This is a genomic window from Lactobacillus sp. UMNPBX4 (genome assembly GCF_002554115.1).
Taxonomy (GTDB): Bacteria; Bacillota; Bacilli; order Lactobacillales; family Lactobacillaceae; genus Lactobacillus; species Lactobacillus gallinarum.
Genome location: NZ_PCZF01000016.1, coordinates 19,564 through 38,706, shown reverse-complemented (window position 1 = coordinate 38,706; position 19,143 = coordinate 19,564). Strand labels below are relative to the sequence as shown.

Here is a 19,143-nt window from a genome sequence, read left to right as displayed (position 1 = left end):
ATTAAAAAATCAATTTACGAGAAAGATCTATTTACACAAAAGATTTGACAGTTTCAAATCTGTTTTAAGGATCACAGTATGTGACTTTCTTTATCTTCTTACTAATTTTCAGTTTACTTTAAATAGTGTTTAAAAAGTTTTAACGCTATTTAATAAGCCTCAAATTAACCTAAAAGTACTGGTAATTCCCACCAAATCATTTTTGATGCCCCCTTTATCTTTATTTGTATTAATAATAAATCAATTAATTAAGATCAAATATTCTTAGTATCATATTTGTTACACATTCTTATTACATACACAATCTATTTAAAATTAATAATCTAAAGAGATACAATTTAAATATTCAAATTACTAAAAATATAAAAAGCTCTAATTAATCATGTTCATTCTTACCCAACATAATCAATTAGAGTTTTACACATTTACCAAATTTTTATTTAACAATATTTCAATTAGGCCAATTAATAGTTAGCTTTCCATATCCATAATCATTCATATCTGCCTTGATTTTAGTAACTTTTTCTTTATCATTCTTAAATAATGATTTCATATAAATAGCATTTATTCTATATATCATCAAGTGAACATTTGATGATGTTGCATTCGTAATATAGTCAATTATTTCTTCTATATGATTACTATTTTTTCTCATTGGTATCTTTCTTTCATAACAGGTAGCTAAATAATTTTCAAATATTCTTAAATACCTTTCTAACATTAATTCAGTAATATTCTCATTTTTGACTGTAGCCAATAATCGTCCTATAAAAAAATTTAATTCATCTTGCGACCATAATGGCATCGTATTAGCAAAAAGCCTTAATGATTCTGGTCTTTTTGTCCATTTCTGTCCTTCATTAAATTCTATTTTTATTTTCTTTTTAATCCCGTTATCTATCTCATTTAGTTCATTTCTAAAATAAGCAATAGCTACCAACGTTCGTAATTTTATAATCCTATCTCCAGGAACATTCATAATTTTTTTACAGTTTAGTATTAAAGAATCAATATCTTTAGTACTAAATGCATAATCCATTCTTTCTTGCAACTTATTTATAACCCTTCTATTTTTAGTAATATAGGTATCTTGTATAAGTTGGCAAAAGTCATCAATTTCAATCTGATGTTTAAATAAGATTTGAAATAAACTTTCTGCATTAATCTTATTTTTCCCACTTTCAACTTTAGCATAAAAAGGTCTGCTAATAATCCCTTCACACATTTGTTGTTGTGTTAATCCGAGTTTTAGACGCTCTACACGTAATGCTTTTCCAATTTTCATAGAATTCCTCAGTAATATACTTAATATAAGATTTCTTCAAAAATATATAATAACTAATAATAATATTCTACTTCAAAAAAGATCTAATTTATAAATATTAATATGTGTAACTTACAAGCGAAATCAACAATTATTTTCATTTTGATCATAAAATTGTACTCTGCACACAAAAAAACGGGCTTAAAGCCCGTCATATCAACCTTTGTTTTGCCTCAAAAAATTTTTCTGTCACACAGTCTATTTTCGTGTGCCAAACTGTGTGTCAAATAATCATTTATACAAAAAAATTAACCTTAACTTATCTTCGTAAAACGTTGATAAATCAAGGTTAATCAATCTAAATGAAACTTTATAATGCTGACTAGAGGATTCGAACCTCCGACCTCATCATTACTAGTGACGTGCTCTGCCAACTGAGCTAAGTCAGCAACTCTTCGTTGTCTCACCCGACAACAGTATTAATTAAACCATATGAATTAGACTTGTGCAAGCCTTTTTTGCAAAAAAGTTCAAAAAAGTTTTCAAAACTATCAAATCACTGATTATACGGTAAAATGAATGTGTAGTTTTAATGAAATAAGGAGTGATTTTATGCAAACTCTAGCACCAATTCCAACTGAATTAGATTGGTTGCTTAGAATTATTGTTGCTGCTTTTTGCGGTGGGATTATTGGTTATGAACGTGCTATTCAACGAAAAAGCGCAGGAGTCAGAACACACATCGTAGTCGCAATTGCTTCTGCACTCTTTATGATCGTATCTAAGTATGGATTTACAGATCTTTTAAATATGCGCGATATTGCGCTTGATCCTTCCAGAATTGCCGCACAAATCGTTACTGGTATTTCCTTCATTGGTGCCGGTACAATTTTAGTTAGAAAAGAACAAATTTCTGGTTTAACCACCGCGGCTGGTGTCTGGGCAACTGCTGCTATCGGAATGGCTATCGGGGCTGGCATGTACTTCATTGGAATTCTTTCTACAGCCCTTCTCTTTGTGATTCAAATGCTCTTCCACGATGATGTGATCATCAGCAAGATCACACCTCATGTTCGCTTTAATATCCAAATTGAAGCCATTAACCAGCATCATATTTTATCTAAGATAAAAAAGGAACTTGAGGAAAACAAAGTTGAAAACATCAATATAAAAATTCTAGATGTTAGCGATGAAAGAATTGTATTCTACGTCGATGGCGTTATCAATAATAAAATTAATGAAAACAACATTGTGATGGCACTGCGCAAGTATCCTGATATTACTCGAATTAGTTACACACGCGGTGGACTTAACTAAATCTCGAGCAATTCTGCTTGAGATTTTCTTTTGAAGAAAGATCCTGTAAAATACATCAATATTAATACAGAAAGGACATATATATGTCAGGCACTCTTGATTATTTACGCTGGCGCGGTGACTTAACCTTCAAAGAAAAGCCTTTTAATAGCGTTGACGCGTCTTTATTTTCTTCTTTAATTTATTTACCAGTAGACAAATCAGCTAAGGGGCATACTTTAGCTGAAGTTGCAGAAAAACTGCGCGTTCTCCCATCTTTTCAAGTACAAATGCACGATGAGACAGGCGCACAAATTTGGCTTTTACCTAAAAGTCCACGCCTAGGCAACGTTGAAATCCTAAATTGGACCAATCGCTTAGAAAAAGATCCTTATCCGTTGCAATTTACTGCCGCTACTTTTCGTCTAAATGCCAATACTATTCTCATTGTTTATCGCGGCACCGATAGTTCTATCATTGGCTGGAATGAAGACATGACTATGAATTACATGCCTAAAATCTATGGTCAAGATGTCGCCACCGATTATCTTAGGGAAATGGCCGAAGAATTTCCTAATGATAAAATTTATCTTACTGGTCATTCAAAGGGCGGCAACTACGCAGAATATGCTCTAAGTGTCGTTGAACCTGAATTGCAGGATCGCATTATTAAAGCCATCAGTTTTGATGGTCCCGGCTTCTTTGGTGAAGTATGGCGTTCTCCCGGCTTTGTTCGTGCCCTACCTAAAATGAAGACATACCTACCTGAAGGATCTATTATTGGAGCGATGTTAGATCACCCTGAGCGAGTTTTAATTACTAAAAGCAATGCTTCTATGGTTCAGCAACACGATCCGCGCCGCTGGAGCGTTGGTCGCGATAGTTTCGTTTTAGCTGATGGTCTTACTTCTGGAGCCAGATCTTTGCGCCATTCTCTAATTGATTTCAATCACACAATTCCTGATATTCAACGAGGCGAATTGTGGGACACTATGTTTCAATCATTTGAAGAATTGAATATTACTGACGTCTTCCAAATAACTGCTCATAAGTTACTGGGAACTGTTCGCTTTAGCCGCGTAATTATGTCGCTTACCCCTGATACACGAAAATATATTTTGCACATGATCAACGAGATTATTAACGCAATTCGCGGAAACATTAGCTTACCATTTTCTGAAACAGATTTTGCTCTATATCCAAAAAGCAACGACTCAAATAAGAAGCCGATCTTTTACGAATTCTATGACACTTCAGTTCCAAGCATTTTGCCTGAAGAAATTAAAACTAGATTCAAGACTGAAAAAGATGCGGAAAACAAAAAATTAAAGTAAAAAAGTTTCACATGAAACAAAAAGGACATGCAAGTGCATGTCCTTTTTTAGTATTAAGTTTTTATTCAGTTTGTCGATTGAAAATACTCATGATGAATGAAACCAAAGCAACCAATATTATTGCTCCCAATATGGACGGCACTATTGCCATGCCAGCCATTTGGGGTCCCCATTCACCAAAGATTGCTTGTCCAAGAGTTGAGCCAACTAGCCCAGCTATCGTATTAGCTATAAAGCCCATCGACCCGCCTTTGCCAGTTATGAAACCAGCGGCTAGTCCTATTATGGCACCAACTATTAAAACCCAGATCCAATATAACATAGAATCACCTATTTTCTTTCCATGTAAGGTTTAATAAAACAAACTGCTATTTTAATGATCTTCAAGATCATCCTTTAACTTTTTAGCCTTTTCCTTTATTTTACCCTTAGCTTGTTGAGCTTTTCCTTGTACTTCGCGAGCCTTGTCGCCGGTAACTTTACCTTCGACCTCTTTCACTTTTCCGATAACCTTGTCTTTTAAGCCACTATCTGTTTTTTTCATAGGTAGGACTCCTTTCGGGAAAATAATGTGATAGGTTTTCTATGTTTTTAATATTACACTGATTTGTATCCGATTACGTCAAAAAAGGCTCGCCTTACGTCTTTCTTAACAAGTTGAGCCTTTTTGTTGCATATTTATTTTTGCTTCGTTTTTTACTTGAGCAAATTCTTAGCTAATTCAAAGTCGCCTAAGGTAGCTGAACCATTGTTAGCTACAGCTGGACGAACAATTAATTCATTTAAATCTGGAGTAGCTACATAGTTGTTGTTAAATTCGTCAAAAAACTTTCTTGCTTTAGTCAAATCGTCTTCGTTTAATACAGAACCACCCACGATCATCACATCTGGACGAGCAGTCATGTAAACGTTAAAGAGCATTTGTGCAATGTAGTATGCGGAATAAGTGAAGACCTTATTATCACGAGAAAGCTTTTCACCTGGGATACCAGTTCTGCCTTCAAGACTTGGACCAGCTGCCATCCCTTCTACACAAGCATCGTTGTGAAATGGACAGTGACCTTCATAATCATCACCTGGGTAGCGACGGACAAGCATGTGTCCCATTTCAGGGTGGTTGTTAAGCCCAAGCATCTTTCCACCTTGAACGATACCGGCACCCACACCAGTACCTACAGTTGCATAGAAGTAACTCTTAGAATCGTCACGGCCGCGCGCAACATATTCACCATAGCATGATGCATTAACGTCAGTTGTCATTACTACAGGAATACCTAATTCTTTTTCAAAGAAGCCCTTAACATTAGTACCTGACCAACCTGGCTTTGGCGTATCCAAAATATAACCATAAGTTTTTGACTTAGGATTAATATCAATTGGACCAAAAGTACCAATGCCTAATGCATCAACTGGGTGCTTTTTAAAGAATTCTGCAGTCTTTTCCAAGGTTTCCTTATTGGTGGTAGTAGGAATACGGTCTCTTGCGACTTCCTTACCAGTTTCAACATCTTGTACTGCTACGATAAATTTAGTACCACCGGCTTCAATACTGCCGACATATTTCTTATCTGACATATTCTCATCCTTTTCGTAAAAATTTTTATCTCCAAATAGTTTTGTGCTGCACCTATTATAAAGAAAAAAGCCCTTATGTGTAAAGGCTTTCATGCATATGTAATTAAATTTCTTTACTTACGCATTATCTATGACTTCTTTTGAGTCAATTCCTTTGATGGGTTGACCATTTTCATCAAAATAATCATCCAACTCACGACACCAAATCATCGCCATAGTTCCTTGTCCAACGTGCACTCCAACGACTGGGCCAATGATGCTAGTATTGAATTCATACTTAGGGAACTTAGCTTGATAATCCTTGACCCACTCCGCTTTTTTATCTGGATCAAGCGAATCAAAAATCGTGCATTGAATCTTATATGGCATATTCTTAGTTAAATTATCAAAATCTGTTTGGATATGCTTATAAGCTCGCTTGGTTTGACGTTCTTTAGCAATTGCGGAAATGTGTCCTTCAGCTTGCACATCCATTGAAAGAATCGGCTTGATTTTTAATAAAGCACCTACAAAACTAGCTGCATTAGAAAGACGGCCCGTACGCTTCAAGTGGCTTAAATCGTCCACCATAAAGCGCACATCCATTGTTTTCTGCAAGTCAGTTAAATCATGCATGATTAAATCAACGTCTGCTCCGGCTGCGACAAGGCGTCCTGCAAGGATAGCATAATCTGCCTCACCAGCACACGTAATTTTGCTATCAAAAGGATGGACCTTAATTCTAGTTTCGGCTTCAGCGATACTATGCACAGTAGAATAGTAGCTTGAAATACCACTAGATAAGGTAATTACAATCACATCGGTGTAGCCCTCTTGGACATATTCATCAATCTTCTTTTGTAAATTACCGATTGATGGCTGTGAAGTAGTTGGCAAGTTCTTTTCTTCATTTAGCTTTTGATAAAACTCTTCGTAACCAATATCAATCAGATCACGGTATGTTTTATTATTCCAAATAATAGGAATAGGCAAAACATCGATATGGTATTTTTCCTGTTGTTCTTTAGTTAAATAAGCTGAACTATCAGTTAAAACGGCGATTTTCATATTTTTTCTCCTTTGTTAATTATTTTAACCGATGTATCACGCACAAGAAAAGACCCACTTTTTACCAAAGCGAGTCTTTTCAATGCAGGCATTATTTGCCAGTTGCTTTATTAACAATCTTTTGATAATTACGCAAGCCATCAAAATCAGAATCTTTAGCATCTACATAACCATAGTGGTTATAGATACTTTCAATGATCTGCTTACCCTTCTTGGATTTGGCAATGTTTTTAAAAGCCTTAGCCAATTTAACCCTGAACTTCTTAGGCATGTCTTTTCTAACTGCGATGGTGTCGTTAGGAATCCACTTAGTGAAGTAGATTGGCACAACGTCAGTCATTGCCTTCTTATCGTCTTGAGCTGCGATGTTACGTGCATCTGAGAAGACGAATGCAGCATCAACGTCACCGTTCAATACTGAAAGAACTTCTTGATCATCACCTTTGATGTTAACAAGCTTACATTCCTTAGTAACATTTAAGCCCTTCTTGTAAAGTTCCGCAACTGGGTAAACGTAACCGGATGAAGAACTTGGATCACCAATAGCAATCTTTTTACCTTTAAGGTCCTTCCATGACTTGATTTTAGAACCCTTCTTAACCACGATCATACCGCGGTATTTGTGCATCAAAGTGTGGTTCATCTTACCAGATGGTTCATCATAGCCGTAACGTTCAGCTTGTAAAAGTACGTCCGCAATTCCGCGTTTATGAGCAAGGATGTAAGAATATGGTGGCATGAAACCAACGTCAACTTTCTTAGATGACATAGCTTCAACCAAACCACTGTAGTCTGTAGAAACTGTTACGTGAACTGGAATATGCAATTGCTTTTGTAAAAGCGTTCCAAGTGGCTTGGCCTTAGCTTCCATCTTGTTAGCTTGAGTACTTGGTACGAATTCGACATTCAATTCTTTTGGTTCATTTGATGAAGATGAACTACTCTTTTGATTGTTCGAACATGCCGCAAGTGAAACAGTAGCTAAAACTGCTAAAGCTCCAACTAATACTTTTTTTAACTTCATAAACCTGAAATTCCTCCAAAAAATTAATTAATAGGTTTCATCACATAAATAGGTATAACAGAAAAAATGCTAGATTTCAATATAAAATACGAATTATATTATTTATATTTATGGCCATTGTTCTGATATTTATTTTATATTTGCTGTGATATCAACGTTCATCATTTAATATTCGGATTTTGAATATTCTTAATAAATAAAAAAGCACATGCTTTTAACATGTGCTTAATTGCCATCAGGATCATCATGAGCATAATCCAGGTTCGAGAAGCGGTTATATGGCTTCGAGAACATTAATTTAACAGTCCCACGACTACCTGAACGGTTCTTTTCAATAATTACTTCAACTTCACCGTTATCGTCTTCTGCTCCGACTTCACTACTGCTACCGCTATTTTCATTATCTTCGGGTTCATCGCGGTAATAGTCATCACGATATAAGAAAGATACAATATCGGCATCCTGTTCAATTGACCCAGATTCACGAATATCGGACAATACAGGCCGTTTATCCTGCCTCTGCTCAACCGACCGTGATAACTGGGAAAGGGCAATAACGGGCACGTGAAGTTCCTTAGCCAGCTTTTTCAATTGACGTGAGATTGCGGAAACTTCTTGTTGCCGTGATTCACTACGTGGACCTTCAATCAGCTGCAGGTAGTCGATTACAATTAGCCCCAGATTACCTTTTTCTTTGGCTAATCTTCTGGCTTTTGCACGGATTTCACTCATTTTAATACCCGGAGTATCATCGATAAAAATATCCGTGTTAGCAAGCGAGCCTGACGCAATTACTAACTTGCGCCATTCTTCTTCATCCAGCTGACCTGTTCTTAAATGCTGAGAATCTATTAGTCCTAAGGATGCTAACATTCTTTGAACTAACTGTTCTCCACTCATTTCTAGAGAAAACATCGCCACGGTTTTATCCGTATGCAGCCCCACAAACTGTGCCACATTCAATGCAAATGACGTCTTACCTACACCAGGCCTTGCAGCGATAATGATCAATTCATCATCATGAAAACCAGTCGTCATCTTATCCAGCTCAGCGAATCCTGTTGGCAATCCTGTAACCATGTTGCCGTCATCAGGGATATTATTAATATCCTTAATAGTGGAATTAACGATTTCTTTGATTGTTCTGAAACCACCACTATTATTTTCTGATGAGACATTCATAATTTCGCTTTCCGCGTCATCAAGAATATCAGTTACATCATCTGAACCATCAATTGCGTTAGAAATAATCTTTTGACTAGCAGAAATCAGTCTGCGCAATAACGCCTTTCGGTGCACAATTTGCGCATAGTAAGTAACGTGCGCGGCGGTAGGCGTTGCCAGTGCTAATTCTGAAACATAACTAATCCCACCAATGTCATCTAGCTGATTTCTCTTATTTAGTTCATCTTGAAGAGTCAGCGGATCAATTGCATCCCCGCGATCTGACAAATCCAGCATCGCTTGATAGATGATCTGATTTGCTCTTTCATAAAAATCTTCCGGTTGAACTACCGCACTCGCATCAGCAATTGCTTCTGGATCAATAAAAATCGCGCCCAGAACAGCCTTTTCGGCATCTGAGTCGTGTGGAATTTGTTGAGAAACAATATTATCCATCAATCACAACCACTTTTTATCAAAAATAAAATTAGTCTTGTTCAGTAACGTGTACACGAATAGTAGCTTCAACACCCTTGAACAACTTAGCGTGAACATTAGTGTAACCTAAAGTCTTGATTGGTTCTGGCAAGTTCAACTTGCGCTTATCAACCTTGATACCATATTGCTTTTCAAGGCCTTCTACAATCTTCTTGCTTGAAATTGAACCAAACAAACGTGAATCTGTACCAGCCTTTGACTTGAAGTTAACGATTGTATCGTCTTTTTCAAGCTCTGCCTTAATCTTTTTAGCTTCTGCCTTTTCAGCTTCGTAAGCAGCCTTTTCGTTAGCTTCTACACGCTTTAAGGTATTCATGTTACCCTTGGTAGCTGCCTTAGCCAAGCCACGCTTGATTAAATAGTTTTGTGCATATCCATCTGGAACTTCCTTAACTTGTCCACGCTTGCCACGACCTCTAACGTCTTGTGTAAAAATAACCTTCATTTTGTTCTCCTTTATTCATTTTCCTTTTCGTATTCATCAATTGCTTGAAGCAATTTTGCTCTTGCTTCTTCAATAGTAACACCTTTAATCTGAGTAGCCGCATTAGAAAGATGGCCGCCACCGCCCAGCTTTTCCATAATAATCTGCACATTAATCTTACCCATTGAACGTGCAGAAATACCGATAGTGTCTGGAGTGCGCCGAGTAATGGCAAAACTAGCACCCACATTTTCCAAATCAAGTGCCGTATCAGCTGCTTGAGCCGTGATAATTGGATCGATAATCTTATCATCAGGTCCACACAAAACAGCCATATGCGGCTTTACCATCTTCAATGTAGCAACCAAATGTGTTCTCTCAAGGAAACTATCAATATCTTCCTTGAGCAGTGAACTTACCACAGCTGAATCAGCGCCGATTGACCGCAAGTAACTTGCGGCATCAAAGGTTCGAGTCCCCGTTCTAAGCGAGAATTCTTTAGAATCAACTACGATACCGGCAAGCATTGCAGTTGCTTCTAGATCTGTTAAAACTTGCTTGCCTTGCGCTGGCTGTTGATACTCGATCATTTCAGTAACCAACTCACAGGCTGAAGAAGCATATGGTTCAACATAGGTAAGCATTGGATTCTCTGGGAACTCTTCACCACGTCTATGGTGATCAATTACGATAATTCTATTCTTCAAACGATCATACAAGGCTTGAGAATAAGTAATTGAATACTTAGAGTGATCAACCATAACCAACATTGATTTATCAGTTGCTTCAGCTAGAGCCTCCTCAGGACTGATAAAAATATCTTTATCCTGATTCTTCTGTTGCATTCTGATCACTAAGCGCCCTACGTCATAATTTGTTTTATTAGTATCTAAAACAAAATTAGCTTTTACGCCATGAAGGCGAGCCAACTTTACGACACCAATACCACTACCAACTGAGTCCATGTCTGGACGCTGATGTCCAACGACGAAAACACGGTCCGCATCTTTGAATAGTTCACTAATTGCTTGAGAGACCATTCTAGCTCTGACTCTAGTTCGCTTCTCCATTGGGTTGGATTTACCACCATAAAAGCGTGCATCCTTGCCCGGTTGACGAAGTACAACTTGATCCCCGCCTCGACCTAAGGCTAAATCAAGATTAGATTGTGCCTGGTTGGCAATTTCAGAGAGTGAATCGGAGCCGAAGGCAATCCCGACTGACAAGGTAAGCGGAGTGTTGTTACGGCTAGTTTCTTGTCGTACTTTATCTAAGACAGAGAACTTATCCTTTTCCATCTCAGCTAAATCTTGCATATGTACTAGCAGTAAAAAGTGATCTTCATCGATCCGCTTTAAATATGCCTTAAACTTCTTAGCATAATTACTTAACGTGTTTTGTACATATGAACTCATGCTGGTCAGTTCCTGATCATGCATTGTTTCGCTTAACTCATCATAATTATCAATAAAGATCTGTCCAATAGCCAGACGCTCAGCTTCATACTTATCTTCGATTTTTGCATAACGCGTAATATCTAGCAGATAAATTACGCCCAAATCATCTTGGACCACCATTTCAAAACGGTGTCCATCCCAATTAACTATATGGTTTTCTGAGGTTTTAGCTTCAATCGCTTCATTCAACAATTTATTCAGATCTGGATCTACAGCTTCAATTGTGTGACCTACTAAATCCGTATCTTTAAGATACAATTGCAAATAAGGATTCACCCATTGAATCTGATGATCAGAATCATAGAGCAAAATACCGAGTGGCATCTTGATCATGGCTTCTTGCTCACTACGTTTTATTCGGTAAGACAGATTAACGGCAAAATTAGTTGCCTTACCTGCCAAAATGTAGGTTCCATAAATGGCAAAAGCAACAGACATAATAAAAATTAGCACCATTGCTAAACCAAATAATGGACTCATAATCATCGCAATAATACTTCCCACTAAAGAAAGTACTAAAATGATTACTACGGAAGCTGTTAATCGCGAATCTTTAATAAATTCAGGCAATTCAAGCTTACGTAAAAAATCTTTCATGAAGATCCTTCCTATTACAAGGTAAAATATATCAGTATCAATTATACATTATTACGCGTTATGAATGAAAAAATGGCACTAAAAAAGGGCAGGAAATAATCCTGTCCTTTTGGTTTGTATTCGATCTAATTTTAATTAGTCTTCAGCAACAAATGGTAACAAGCCCATGATACGAGCTCTCTTAATAGCATTTGCAACTTTACGTTGGTTCTTAGCACTAGTGCCAGTAACACGACGTGGTAAAATCTTACCTCTTTCTGAGATAAAACGTTTCAACAGATCGACATCCTTGTAGTCAACGTAATCGATGTGGTTAGCTGCAATGTAGTCAACCTTACGACGACGACGGCCGCCTCTTCTTTGTTGAGCCATGTTCTAGAATCCTTTCTTTAAATATTTTTAGAATGGAAGATCATCATCAGAAATATCAATCGGATCGCCAGATCCTGCGAATGGATCTTGAGCGTTGTTTGATTGATTATTAGTATTCTGAGTAGTATTTTGTGATCCACCATTATTTTGGAAGTTGTTAGTGCTTGGAGCACCAGCATTTCCAGTATTTGGTGTATAACCACCATTTTGACCGCGGGCTTCACGATCCTTGCGTGATTCGAGCAATGCGAAGTTATCAACAACAACTTCAGTTACATATACTCTTTGCCCATCTTTATTGTCATAACTTCTGGTTTGAATACGGCCATCAATACCAACTAATGAACCCTTTGAAGTAAAGTTACAGAAGTTTTCTGCAGATTTTCTCCAAATTACACAGCTGATAAAGTCCGCGCCCCTCTCACCTTGGCTATTTGTAAATTGACGGTCAACAGCAAGAGTAAACGTAGCAACCGAGATTCCACTCCCAGTAGTACGCAATTCAGGATCACGTGTTAAACGGCCAACAAGTACAACTCTATTAATCATACTTATGTCCTTCCTTTCCTAAATCACGAAAACAATAAATTAAAATTACTTGTCTAACTTAACGGTCATTGAACGTAAGATAGCGCTGTCAATCTTTGACAAACGGCTAAATTCGTTAACTGCGTCAGCGTTGTCAGCAGTGAAAGTCATAATGTGGTAAGTACCTTCACGATACTTATCAATTTCATATGCGAAACGACGCTTGCCCCAGTCTTTGGATTCTACCATAGTACCACCGTTATCAGCGATAACCTTGTCGTAGTTTTCTACGAGGGCCTTCTTTGATTCTTCATCAACATCAGGCTTGATAATGTAAGTTACTTCGTACTTTGTAGTTGCCATGACTAATGCACCTCCTTTTGGACTATATGGTTCTTGCTAAAATCAAGAACAAGGAGTAATTGAAATATTACTCGCAATTTCTAATTCTAGCATATAAATAAAAAATTACCAAACAGTTTTTCACGTGATCCTAAATAGTTTTTTACTGTTCATTATTTATTACGCAAAAAAGTTTGATAATTTTTTTAAAACTTCAAATTTTTTGATTTTTTAATTAATTACTCATTATCGTCATTGTCATCTTCATCATCAACTTGATCTTGATCAGCTTCAGATGGAACAATGGTCAAACTTGCGACTTGACTATCGTCGTTAACTTTAATCAAGCGAACACCCATAGTACTACGTCCAGTTTGAGAAACATCCTTTGTCTTAAAGCGGATCATAATACCATCAGTAGTGATAACCATGATGTCCTTGCCCTTACTAATAACGATTACGCCAGCAAGTAGGCCATTCTTTTCAGTGATATTAGCAGTCTTGATACCTTTACCACCACGGCCCTTAACTGGATATTCTGCAGCTGGAGTACGTTTACCGTAGCCTTTTTCAGAAATGACTAATACCTGGTCGTCTGCACCTAATACACCAGAACCAACTACATAATCATGATCACGTAAGTTAATTCCGCGTACACCCGCAGCAGTTCTACCCATAGCACGAACGTCGCTTTCCTTGAAGGTAACGGCATAACCCGAGTGAGTACCGATCAAAATGTTTTGGTTGCCATCAGTGGTCAAAACGTTGCTCAATTCATCCCCATCACGGAGAGTAAGGGCAATCAAACCACTGTTTCTAATGTTAGAAAATTCGCTAACGTGGGTACGCTTAACTGTTCCCATCTTGGTGATAAAGAACAAGTAGTTATCATCCGCATTTTCAGGAATGTTGATAACTGTTTGAACCTTTTCGCCCTTCTCTAATTGGAGCAAGTTAACTACTGGCAATCCCTTGGCCATACGACCATATTCTGGAATTTCATATGCCTTCTTTGAGTAAACTTTACCCGCATTAGTAAAGAACAAAAGCATGTCATGTGTACTTGAGTAAATTAAGTGTTCGATAAAGTCACCATCTTGAACACCCATACCCTTAATACCTTTACCACCACGGTTTTGGGTCTTAAATTCTTGAATTGGCATTCTCTTGATGTAACCATTGTGAGTTACAGTCAAAAGAATATTTTGTTTTTCAATTAAATCTTCATCTTCAATTGAAACAACTTCGCTAGCACCAATTTCGGTTCTACGCTTATCACCAAAGCGCTTTTGGATATCTAATAATTCATCATAAATAATCTTATCGATCCGTTCAGGCTTAGCCAAAATATCTTTGTAATCGGCAATCTTAGCTTGCAACTCTCTATATTCGGCCTCAACCTTATCTCGTTCCAAGCCTGTTAAACGTACAAGACGCATATCCAAAATTGCTTGAGATTGCTTATCATCAAGACCGAAGCGACTAATTAAAGTTGCCTTAGCGATATCACTTGATTGACTGTTACGGATAATATGAACAATTTCATCAATATTATCTAGAGCAATTCGCAACCCTTCAAGAATATGGGCTCTAGCCTCAGCCTTAGCTAATTCGAACTTGGTTCTACGAGTTACAACATCTTCTTGGTGGTCCAAGTAATATTGCAACATTTGCTTCAAAGTTAAGAAGTGTGGTGCACCATCAACAATGGCAACCATGTTCATGCCGAAGTTAGCCTGCATTTGAGTTTGTTTGAACAAATTATTCAAAACAACACTGGCACTGGCATCCCTACGAATATCAATAGTAATTCGCATACCAGTCTGGTCAGATTCATCACGAACACCAGTAATTCCATCGATGATCTTTTCACGTGCTAAGTCAGCAATCTTCTTAACTAATTCAGCCTTATTAACCATGAAAGGAATTTCGCTAACAATAATTCTTTCACGGCCACTCTTTTCTGTTTCGATATTCGTTTTGGCACGTACAACGATGTTGCCCTTACCAGTTTCATAAGCACGATAAATTCCACCGCGACCCATAATAATTCCACCAGTTGGGAAATCAGGGCCTGGAATAACCTTCATCAAATCCTTAGTAGTGGCATCAGGATTTTTCATCAACATGTGCAAACCACTAATTACTTCGCTCAAGTTATGAGGTGGGATATTAGTTGTCATACCAACAGCAATACCGTTAGCACCGTTAACTAACAAGTTAGGAATTCTAGCTGGCAATACTACTGGTTCATTTTCAGTATCATCATAGTTTCTTTGCCAGTCGATTGTGTTTTTATTGATATCACGAAGCATTTCAACAGCGATTTTGCTCATTCTTGCTTCGGTATAACGCATTGCGGCTGGTTCGTCTCCATCAACAGAACCGAAGTTACCGTGACCATCAACTAACATGTAACGGTATGAAAAGTCTTGTGCCATGTGCGCCATAGCTAAATAAATTGATGAGTCACCGTGTGGGTGGAATTTACCCATAACTTCCCCAACAATTCTGGCACTTTTCTTGTATGGCTTATCAGGCGTAACACCTAATTCGCTCATTCCATAAAGAATACGACGCTGTACAGGCTTCAAACCATCGCGAACATCAGGCAAAGCACGAGCTACAATAACTGACATTGCATAGTCCAGGAATGAACTACGCATCATGCTAGTTAAATCGACGTTTCTAATTCTACGATCTTGAGTTTGATTATCGTCCATCTAACCTCTCCTATGCATCCAAATTTTCAACATATTTAGCATTCTTTTGAATAAAGTCACGTCTTGGAGCAACTTCATTACCCATTAAAAGTTCAAAGACTGCATCCGCATCCTTGGCATATTCAGGACTTACTCGATCCAAACGTCTATTTTCTGGATTCATAGTAGTTTCCCATAATTGTTCTGGGTCCATTTCACCTAACCCCTTGTAACGCTGTACAACTGGCTTAGGACTTGGTTGCAAACTACCTAAGTAATCATGCAATTCTTCATCAGTATCAAGATATTTAATTACCTTACCCTGACGAACCTGATACAGAGGTGGACGAGCGATGTATACATATCCCTTTTCAATCATTGGACGCATGTAATTGTAAAACAGCGTCAAAAGCAAAGTTCTAATGTGAGCACCGTCGACATCGGCATCAGTCATGATAATTAACTTATGGTAACGAGCCTTAGACACATCAAAATCTGCACCAAAGCCTGTACCCAAAGCTGTAAATAAAGATCTGATTTCTTGGTTAGCTAAAATACGATCCATTGAAGCTTTTTCAACGTTCAAGATCTTACCTCTGATTGGCAAAATTGCTTGGGTCAAACGAGATCTACCTTGTTTTGCTGAACCACCGGCTGAATTACCCTCAACGATAAATAATTCAGAAATACTTGGATCATTACTGGTATTGTCAGCTAATTTACCTGGCAAGTTTGCAATTTCCAAACCGGACTTTTTACGGGTAACTTCACGCGCACGCTTAGCAGCTGTTCTAGCACGTTCAGCAAGTTGTCCCTTTTCCACAATCTTGCGTCCAACAGATGGATTTTCCATTAAGAAACGGCTAAAAGTCTCAGAGAATGACTTATCTACTGCTGTTCTAGCATCTGAGTTACCCAACTTAGTCTTGGTCTGACCTTCAAACTGAGGACTTGGGTGCTTAACTGAAACAACAGCTGTCATTCCTTCACGGATATCTTCACCAGAAAGATTGTCATCCTTATCCTTTAAGATCTTAGCCTTGTGCGCATAGTCGTTGACTACACGAGTTAAAGCAGTCTTAAAACCAGCCTCGTGCATCCCACCTTCATAGGTGTGGATATTATTAGCGAAAGTCATCAAAGTGGTCTTATAGCCATTTGTATATTGCAAAGCAACTTCCACATCAATACCGTTATAAGTACTTTCAACATAGATTGGTTCATCAAATAATACTTCTTGTCCTTTGTTCAAAAAGGCAACGTATTCTTTAATACCTCCTTCGTACTTGTATACGTCGGTTTCAGCACTATCTTTACGTTTATCAGTAAAAGTAAGCTTTAATCCCTTGTTTAAAAATGCAAGTTCACGAATTCTATTCTTTAAGATCTTGTCATCAAAAGTAGTAGTTTCAGTAAAAATATCAGGATCTGGATAGAAATGAACAATAGTACCATGTTGATCAAGTGGCACAGTACCAATTTGTTTCATATCATCCTTAACACGGCCGTGATCAAAATCAATGAAATACTTTTTACCATCACGCATGACAGTTACATCAAGCTTAGTGGACAAAGCATTTACAACAGATGCACCAACACCGTGCAAACCACCTGATACCTTGTATCCGCCACCGCCGAATTTGCCACCGGCGTGAAGTACAGTAAATACAGTCTCTAATGCTGGACGACCTGTCTTTTTCTGAATATCTACTGGGATACCACGACCATCATCTTGAACAGTAACACTACCATCCTCATTAACAGTAATTTCAATCTTGGTAGCAAAACCAGCAAGTCGTTCATCAATACTGTTATCAATAATTTCCCACACTAAGTGGTGCAATCCCTGAGAACTAGTCGAACCGATATACATACCTGGTCGCTTACGAACAGCCTCCAGGCCGCCTAAGACTTGAATTTGACTGGCATTATACTTGTCGGCCTCTTTTTCATATTTTTTGACCTTATCAAGATTTTTCTTTGAATTATCAGCCATTTAATTCTCCTTCTCAAAACTAATTTTGCCAGATTGAATGTGGTACACACGTGGCTTCTTAATTATTTCCCAGGAAATTCCTTCCAGATCTGTTGTAGTGATAAAGGTCTGAGTCTTTCCATGAATATAATTAAGGAGTGCACTTTGACGAGTGTGATCTAGCTCACTCATCACATCATCTAATAACAACAATGGATATTCATCAGTTAATTGATGGATCAACTGAATTTCTGCCAACTTTACACTTAAAGCAATGGAACGTTGCTGTCCCTGGGAAGCATATAAATGGGCATTTTTACCATCGAGCTTAAACTCAATATCGTCTCGGTGCGGTCCAGACGTAGTAGTACCCTTCCGCATTTCAATCGCTTTATTGCGTTCAAAGTTTGCTAGTATTTTTTGATAAATCTCTTCAACAGTATCATCCGCTTCAATAGTAGAAACAGATGGGTGGTACGCTATTGCTAGCTTCTCACCACCCAAACTGATATGTGCATATGCATCGCTAGCATAGTGACTTAAATATCGCAAAAACTTAAAACGACGAAAAATCACTTCTGCAGCAATACCTGCAAGCTGATCTGACAATACATCTAAAAAGACCTGATCATTTGTTTTTCCTTTGGTAAGTTGCTTTAAATAATTATTTTTTTGAAGCAAAACTTGCCGATACTTACTAGCAAAGTATAAATATTCCGCATTTATTTGACCGAATTCTTGGTCCATAAATCTTCTCCGCAAGGCTGGAGCACCCTTTATCAACTCCAAATCCTCCGGAGAAAATAAAATTGCATTTAATTGGCCAACGTACTTCGATAACTTAGCTTGCTCAACACGATTAATCCATACTTTTTTACCCTTTTGGGTGATCAAAACACGCAATGTTAGATCAACCTGGCTTTTTTGCACATGACCAAGCAAATTGGTGTATTCGCCACCAAAACCTATTAATTCTTTATCAGAATTGGTTCTATGGGATCTAGTCAACGCTAAAAAATAGATTGCTTCCAAAAGATTGGTTTTTCCCTGCGCATTTTTGCCAATAAAAATATTGACGTTAGGATCAAAATCGATATCAAGCTTTTTTAAATTACGAAAATTTTGAACTACAAAATGATCAAGATACATTACTCTTCCCGCCGAAATTCATATTCTTGCCCATTAACTAGCAAATGATCTCCAACGCGAATTTTTTTACCTCTACGATTCTCAAGTGCTCCATTTAAAGTTACTGGATTATCTTGGAGATAAAATTTAGCTTGCCCGCCTGACGAAACAACGCTCTCTTCTTTAAGGAATTGCCCTAAAGTTATACAGTCGCCAACAATTGTAAAATATTTGATGATGTTCACCTTCAATACTCTTTTTACCTATATAATTATATTAGTTTTCATAACAAATAACAAACTTAAACCGCTATTTAAGGCGTTTTCTGCGTTTTTTTTGCAAATAACCTGATCACACTATCCCGAATAAAAAATACTAGAGCATCGATTTTTAGCATTTAACAGAAAAACAAATAA

18 protein-coding genes and 1 tRNA gene are annotated in these 19,143 nt (G+C 37.5%); 2 read left to right on the top strand and 17 right to left on the bottom strand.

Features of this window, described 5'->3' with window-relative positions; all coding sequences use genetic code 11:
- Positions 1-451: 451 nt before the first annotated feature.
- Both CP355_RS04645 and CP355_RS04640 read right to left on the bottom strand, forming a co-directional pair.
- The gene (locus CP355_RS04645; protein WP_007127152.1) at positions 452-1,285 is read right to left on the bottom strand and encodes a helix-turn-helix domain-containing protein; all 834 of its coding nucleotides are present in this window, start codon (positions 1,283-1,285) and stop codon (positions 452-454) included.
- 355 nt (positions 1,286-1,640) lie between these two features.
- Positions 1,641-1,713, bottom strand: a tRNA-Thr gene (locus CP355_RS04640).
- A 163-nt stretch (positions 1,714-1,876) separates the two neighbouring features.
- Here CP355_RS04640 and CP355_RS04635 point away from each other — a divergent pair.
- Both CP355_RS04635 and CP355_RS04630 read left to right on the top strand, forming a co-directional pair.
- The gene (locus CP355_RS04635) at positions 1,877-2,581 is read left to right on the top strand and encodes an MgtC/SapB family protein (RefSeq protein WP_087176501.1); all 705 of its coding nucleotides are present in this window, start codon (positions 1,877-1,879) and stop codon (positions 2,579-2,581) included.
- 83 nt (positions 2,582-2,664) lie between these two features.
- The gene (locus tag CP355_RS04630) at positions 2,665-3,894 is read left to right on the top strand and encodes a DUF2974 domain-containing protein (protein WP_098036444.1); all 1,230 of its coding nucleotides are present in this window, start codon (positions 2,665-2,667) and stop codon (positions 3,892-3,894) included.
- Between the two features lie 61 nt (positions 3,895-3,955).
- Here the strand turns inward: CP355_RS04630 and CP355_RS04625 are convergent, their stop codons facing one another.
- From CP355_RS04625 to yaaA, 15 genes are all read right to left on the bottom strand, one after another.
- Complete coding sequence (locus CP355_RS04625; protein ID WP_087176503.1) at positions 3,956-4,216, bottom strand: GlsB/YeaQ/YmgE family stress response membrane protein; 261 nt, start codon at positions 4,214-4,216, stop codon at positions 3,956-3,958.
- 51 nt (positions 4,217-4,267) lie between these two features.
- A complete protein-coding gene (locus tag CP355_RS04620; protein ID WP_098043992.1) occupies positions 4,268-4,438 on the bottom strand; it encodes a CsbD family protein in 171 nt (56 codons plus the stop codon).
- Between the two features lie 152 nt (positions 4,439-4,590).
- Positions 4,591-5,469: an ROK family protein gene (locus CP355_RS04615; protein ID WP_098043991.1), complete on the bottom strand. Its 879-nt coding sequence runs from the start codon at positions 5,467-5,469 to the stop codon at positions 4,591-4,593.
- 117 nt (positions 5,470-5,586) lie between these two features.
- Positions 5,587-6,516: a DegV family protein gene (locus CP355_RS04610; protein WP_098043990.1), complete on the bottom strand. Its 930-nt coding sequence runs from the start codon at positions 6,514-6,516 to the stop codon at positions 5,587-5,589.
- Between the two features lie 91 nt (positions 6,517-6,607).
- Entirely contained in the window at positions 6,608-7,540 is a 933-nt protein-coding gene (locus CP355_RS04605) for a phosphate/phosphite/phosphonate ABC transporter substrate-binding protein (RefSeq protein WP_098043989.1), read from the bottom strand.
- Positions 7,541-7,765: 225 nt separating this feature from the next.
- Positions 7,766-9,160, bottom strand: coding sequence for a replicative DNA helicase (gene dnaB, locus CP355_RS04600; protein WP_087176507.1), 1,395 nt, complete (start codon positions 9,158-9,160; stop codon positions 7,766-7,768).
- Positions 9,161-9,191: 31 nt separating this feature from the next.
- A complete protein-coding gene (rplI, locus tag CP355_RS04595) occupies positions 9,192-9,647 on the bottom strand; it encodes a 50S ribosomal protein L9 (RefSeq protein ID WP_087363427.1) in 456 nt (151 codons plus the stop codon).
- Between the two features lie 11 nt (positions 9,648-9,658).
- Entirely contained in the window at positions 9,659-11,680 is a 2,022-nt protein-coding gene (locus CP355_RS04590; RefSeq protein WP_098036448.1) for a DHH family phosphoesterase, read from the bottom strand.
- A 135-nt stretch (positions 11,681-11,815) separates the two neighbouring features.
- Complete coding sequence (rpsR, locus tag CP355_RS04585; protein ID WP_003549366.1) at positions 11,816-12,052, bottom strand: 30S ribosomal protein S18; 237 nt, start codon at positions 12,050-12,052, stop codon at positions 11,816-11,818.
- Positions 12,053-12,079: 27 nt separating this feature from the next.
- Positions 12,080-12,601: a single-stranded DNA-binding protein gene (ssb, locus tag CP355_RS04580; RefSeq protein ID WP_087235765.1), complete on the bottom strand. Its 522-nt coding sequence runs from the start codon at positions 12,599-12,601 to the stop codon at positions 12,080-12,082.
- Between the two features lie 45 nt (positions 12,602-12,646).
- Entirely contained in the window at positions 12,647-12,943 is a 297-nt protein-coding gene (rpsF, locus tag CP355_RS04575; protein WP_098036449.1) for a 30S ribosomal protein S6, read from the bottom strand.
- 218 nt (positions 12,944-13,161) lie between these two features.
- The gene (gene gyrA / locus CP355_RS04570; protein ID WP_056945598.1) at positions 13,162-15,645 is read right to left on the bottom strand and encodes a DNA gyrase subunit A; all 2,484 of its coding nucleotides are present in this window, start codon (positions 15,643-15,645) and stop codon (positions 13,162-13,164) included.
- A gap of 10 nt (positions 15,646-15,655) precedes the next feature.
- Positions 15,656-17,620, bottom strand: coding sequence for a DNA topoisomerase (ATP-hydrolyzing) subunit B (gyrB, locus tag CP355_RS04565; RefSeq protein ID WP_056945597.1), 1,965 nt, complete (start codon positions 17,618-17,620; stop codon positions 15,656-15,658).
- A complete protein-coding gene (recF, locus tag CP355_RS04560; RefSeq protein ID WP_098043988.1) occupies positions 17,621-18,748 on the bottom strand; it encodes a DNA replication/repair protein RecF in 1,128 nt (375 codons plus the stop codon).
- Complete coding sequence (gene yaaA, locus CP355_RS04555) at positions 18,748-18,972, bottom strand: S4 domain-containing protein YaaA (RefSeq protein ID WP_025006343.1); 225 nt, start codon at positions 18,970-18,972, stop codon at positions 18,748-18,750. The genes recF and yaaA overlap by 1 nt, the downstream gene beginning before the upstream one ends.
- Between the last annotated feature and the right edge of the window lie 171 nt (positions 18,973-19,143).